Consider the following 4,696-nt stretch of genomic DNA (forward strand, 5'->3'; position numbering starts at 1 on the left):
TGGTCAACCGCCCGCTCCGCAGTAATGGACACAAGCCAGGTCCGCATCATCCTTGGCGTAGATCTTACAAAGCCTTTTATGACAAGGGGTGACAAATTCGCTGAACAATTAGGGTGACATTTTCGCTGGACAACAACATAGTGCTTACTGGCCCCCAATCGGCGGATTCTCAAAATGGGTGTCAGGTCCCAGACCACAGTGGGTGTCATCCTTCTGCGGAAGGACGACCTGACCCGTATGTCATTCCCGCGAAGCTTGTCCTCGTGCAAACGGGGAGCGGGAATCCAGGGTCGTAGGGGTGGTTCGCGAACCGCCCTGTGTCTTTGCGAGTCCTTCACTCTGGGAAGGATCCGCAGAAGGGCGACGAAGCAATCTCTACGTTGATGCGGGCGCGGATTAGGGACCCGTCGTCGAGTGAGTCAGTGACGTGCCTATAAGGTATACGCCAGCGATGAACGAGGCACCAATAGTCAGCGCCATCACAAGAGTGGCAATCGGAGCTTGGAACAGGGGGAATCCCCATGGATATAGCCACCACCAGTACAGCCTCAGTGCCAAGCAACCGAGAAGGAGAAGGATGCCCAATATCAGCTCAAAAGTCTCCACGACAGACTATCTCACTGACCTGATTATAGGGATGTGGGGCAGGAGGGTACAAGGCCCCATGACCCATGAGCTAAGAGCTATGAGCTACGTTTATACGGGAGGTTTGCTTTCAGCCTGGGCAGGGCGGCGCAAAACCACGGATTCCAACCACCACCACGCGCACAGAAAGAATATGATCAAACCCAAGAACACTGCCCAATTCGGAAGCTTATGCAGGTCTCCAAAGGTGTACACCACAGCTAGAACGCCGCCTATTAGAATAGCCAGCATCCCCCTGCGGCCAAGATCCCATCCCAAGGAAGACTGGCATTTCGGACATCGCCATTCTGTCCAAACGAAGTCCCCAAACCACAACCGTTTCCACCCCACCGGATTGCCACAGGTCGGGCACTTCTTGTTCCCAAACTGGTACAACGCCGGATTGAACCACGCCATGTTAATACACCATCTTGATCGAGAGAATCATATCACCACCGCCTTCACTGGTCAATCTTGGGACTTTGGGTCGGTACGGCGGTTCGCGAACCGCCCGCTGAGATGTGGGGGTCAGGTCCCCGACCTGACCCAGAAGCCCCGTGTCATTGCGAGGAGCGCAGCGACGAAGCAATCTCAGCTACGAGCCATCAGCTATCAGCCATGAGCTATCCTTCCGCAGAAGGATGACCTGACCCGTATGTCATTCCCGCGAAGCTTGTCCTCGTGCAGACGGGGAGCGGGAATCCAGAGAGGTAGTACCATACCCCCTGGCCTCCACCTGGATTCCCAATTCACGGAGTGAAGGGCGTGGAAATGGCATTAACGCGAAGTAATCCACGGATTTGAGCTGGAGGGGAGCTATCCCAGCTGACTCAGGTCGACGACACACTGCCACCGATGATATTGGATCTCTTAGTGGACTGCGTTGCCATGCTGCTCAACCTGCCCTATCCAATAGGCATAGCCCATGTCAAAGGCCTTGAGGTTAAGAGCCTCTGTCCCTTCCGGCACAGAGGCGCGCACGGCTTCCCTCAGAGCATTGTGGGAAATTAGATCGCTCGCCGCTGCCAAAAAGCCCAGCACGATGATATTGGCCACCACTGGCCGGCCCATTTCGCGGGCCATGCGGGTAGCGGGGATAGAAAGGGGAGCTGGACTTTGAGATGGATCAATCTTTACCAGATCGGGGTCTATAATGACCAGGGTTCCCCTGGGGGAGTTGCGTCCGTAATTGGTGTAGGCTTCCTGTGCCAGGATTACGATCACCTGGGGACTCACTGCGCGTGGGTAGTCTATCGGCTCACTGGAGACCACCACCTCTGCGGTGCAGGAACCTCCGCGGGCCTCCGGGCCGTAGCTCTGGGTTAAGGTGGCAAAACCATTGTCATATATGGCCGCAGCCTTGCCCACGATCTCCCCAAACAGTACCACTCCCTGCCCACCGAACCCGGCTATTCGTATCTCTCTTCTACCAGCGCCGCTCCCTTTCATGAACACTTCCTTGGAAGTCTGCCTCAGACAACCATTATTTCTTCTGTGCCTTGTTAGACACCTGCATGTAATTGTTCCAGAAAGTTGGCCGTTCTATATCGATAAATTTACCCACCAGAATAGGACCACTCATACCTATATCGGCCTCCGAAGGGTCTGCCCCGTTTCTAACCACACTCTTTTCCTTGTAGTAGCGCAATCCGTCTACCCCTTGCCCTTGCTTGTTCAGTCGGCCGTATGCAGTGGGGCAGTGCGCAATTACTTCCACAAAACTGAACCCGGGTTTGACTAGTGCCTCGGCAATGCACCTTTCTAGTTGACGCAAGTGAAACACTGTCCATCGGGCAACGAAGGTAGCTCCGGCAGCAGCTACAAGCCGCGGCAGATTGAAGGGAGGCTCATAGTTGCCATAGGGCGAAGTGGCACTGCGGGCGTCCAGGGGTGTGGTCGGCCCCAGCTGTCCACCGGTCATGCCGTAGTTAAAGTTGTTGATACAAATAACAGTCATATCGATGTTGCGGCGAGCGGCGTGGATGAGATGGTTGCCCCCTATGGATGCCAGATCACCTTCGCCTGAGAAGACCACTACATTCAACTCGGGATTAGCCAGCTTCAACCCGGTAGCGAAGGGGATGGCTCGTCCATGGGTTGTGTGAAAGGAATCCAGCCGGACATAGCCCGCCGCCCTGCCACTGCAGCCTATTCCGGAAACCAGAGCCATCTTGTCCGCATTCAGCCCGGTACGATCGATAGCCCTTATGAAACACCCAACCGCCGAGCCAATGCCGCATCCGGCGCACCAGATGTGAGGCATCCGATCCACCCGGAGATAGGCGTCAATGGGATTCTTTTCTTCACGCCCCGCTTCTGTCAACGCAATGCCTCTCTTATGCCTTCCAGGATGGTCTGGGGTTGGTGCATACCGCCGCCCATGTGTGGCAGGAGCAATGTCTTGGCTCTACCGCCGGCACACCGCTCTACCTCCAACACGATCTGGCCGTAGTTTATCTCGGGAACTACGAAGGCCTTAACCTGTTGTGACAACTCTCTGACACGGTCCTCGGCAAAGGGCCACACCGTTATCAGCCGCAAAAGGCCTGCTCGTATTCCCTCATCTCGTGCCTGCTGGACAGCACGCCGCGCGACCCGGGCAGTTATTCCGTAGGCACAGACCACAACCTCTGCATCCTCTGTGCCCACCTCTTCATAATTTATGATATCTTTCCTGTTCAGTCTGATCTTATCTACCAGCCGGCGTACCAGCCGTTCCTGTGCTGCGGCAGTCATCTCCGGATAGCCCCTCTCGTCATGGGTCAAACCGGTAACATGAAAGCGGTACCCCTCACCAGCGATGGCCATGGGAGGAACAAGATCACTGTCTGGCTGATAGGGCCAATACTTTCCAGGTGGCGCCGTGGGCCGGCGTCGCTGCACCAGTTCTTCTGGTGCTACCCGTCGCATTACCACCTTCTCGCTCATGTGGCCTACTGTCTCATCAGCCATCAGTAGCACCGGAACGCGGTACTTCTCTGAAAGGTTAAACGCAGTGATAGTAAAGTCGAACATCTCCTGGGGTGAGCTGGGGACAATGGCAATGATTTCGTAGACTCCGTGCGAGCCCCACTTGGCCTGCATCATGTCTCCCTGCCCCACCGATGTTGGCAGACCCGTGGAAGGTCCAGCGCGCTGCACATTGACTACCACACAGGGAGTCTCCAGCATCACCCCCAGACCCAGGTTCTCCATCATCAGACTGAATCCCGGTCCTGAGGTAGAGGTCATCGCCTTCACTCCTGCCCATGATGCCCCCAGTATGGCATTCATCGAGGCGATCTCATCCTCCATCTGAACGTAAACACCACCGATCTCGGGGAGTCGGCGGCTCATCCGCTCTGCTATCTCGGTAGCCGGGGTGATGGGATAGCCAGCAAAAAAACGACAGCCTGCACTGATAGCTCCCTCAGCACAGGCTTCATCACCATTGATAAAGAACTGCCCCTCTCGAATACCTTCCTCAGACATCAGTATGTTGAGATCCTCCTCCTCATCCTCTTAGGCCAGCCAAATCGCAAAGTCGGGGCAGATCATCTCGCACAGGCCACAGCCCGTACACCTGTTCTCCTCCGCCACATTGGGGAGGGCATAGCCCTTCGCATTCATCTCATTGCCTATGATGAGTATCCCCTTGGGGCAGATTTCCACGCAGTAACGGCAGCCTTTACACCTATCCTTTTGTATGACTATCCGTACCTTTTTGGCAGGCTTTTCTTCCTGATCAGAGAGCTTTCTCTGTACCGTCATAACAGCACCGTTTTCATTGTCATTTCATAAGGATTTGGCGATCCGAGTGGGATGCTATTGTAGCGCAGTCTGAACTTCCTTGTCGGCAATCTGCCAGGTAGTCATCAAGCCCGGCAGTTGCTCCTGCAATGAGTAATCAGTATAGCAGGGCGATGCTTCTGTGACAAATGTGACGGTACGACGTGTTGTTGTCCAGCGAAAATGTCACCCTAATTGTTCAGCGAATTTGTCACCCCTTGTCATAAAAGGCTTTGTAAGATCTACGCCAAGGATGATGCGGACCTGGCTTGTGTCCATTACTGCGGAGCGGGCGGTTGACCAT

Annotated in this window: 4 protein-coding genes; all 4 read right to left on the bottom strand. The window is 55.0% G+C overall.

Translation table 11 applies throughout. From position 1 onward, the window contains the following. Positions 1-1,494 precede the first annotated feature (1,494 nt). The 4 genes from NTZ04_04455 to NTZ04_04470 are packed head-to-tail and all read right to left on the bottom strand — an operon-like array spanning position 1,495 to position 4,374. Positions 1,495-2,073 (bottom strand): 2-oxoacid:acceptor oxidoreductase family protein, encoded by a 579-nt coding sequence (locus NTZ04_04455; protein MCX5991568.1) that lies wholly within the window; start codon positions 2,071-2,073, stop codon positions 1,495-1,497. Positions 2,074-2,107: 34 nt separating this feature from the next. Then, the gene (locus tag NTZ04_04460; GenBank protein MCX5991569.1) at positions 2,108-2,887 is read right to left on the bottom strand and encodes a 2-oxoacid:ferredoxin oxidoreductase subunit beta; all 780 of its coding nucleotides are present in this window, start codon (positions 2,885-2,887) and stop codon (positions 2,108-2,110) included. A 56-nt stretch (positions 2,888-2,943) separates the two neighbouring features. After that, the gene (locus NTZ04_04465) at positions 2,944-4,095 is read right to left on the bottom strand and encodes a 2-oxoacid:acceptor oxidoreductase subunit alpha (GenBank protein MCX5991570.1); all 1,152 of its coding nucleotides are present in this window, start codon (positions 4,093-4,095) and stop codon (positions 2,944-2,946) included. A 30-nt stretch (positions 4,096-4,125) separates the two neighbouring features. Next, positions 4,126-4,374: a 4Fe-4S binding protein gene (locus tag NTZ04_04470; GenBank protein ID MCX5991571.1), complete on the bottom strand. Its 249-nt coding sequence runs from the start codon at positions 4,372-4,374 to the stop codon at positions 4,126-4,128. Positions 4,375-4,696 lie beyond the last annotated feature (322 nt).

Source organism: Chloroflexota bacterium (assembly GCA_026389585.1).
Taxonomy (GTDB): Bacteria; Chloroflexota; Dehalococcoidia; order UBA2247; family RBG-13-53-26; genus JAPLHP01.

Excerpts from the sequence above, each read along its gene's own strand:
- NTZ04_04460 (MCX5991569.1), bottom strand. The coding sequence starts at position 2,887 with ATGCCTCACATCTGGTGCGCCGGATGCGGCATTGGCTCGGCGGTTGGG.
- NTZ04_04465 (MCX5991570.1), bottom strand. The coding sequence starts at position 4,095 with ATGTCTGAGGAAGGTATTCGAGAGGGGCAGTTCTTTATCAATGGTGAT.
- NTZ04_04455 (MCX5991568.1), bottom strand. The coding sequence starts at position 2,073 with ATGAAAGGGAGCGGCGCTGGTAGAAGAGAGATACGAATAGCCGGGTTC.
- NTZ04_04470 (MCX5991571.1), bottom strand. The coding sequence starts at position 4,374 with ATGACGGTACAGAGAAAGCTCTCTGATCAGGAAGAAAAGCCTGCCAAA.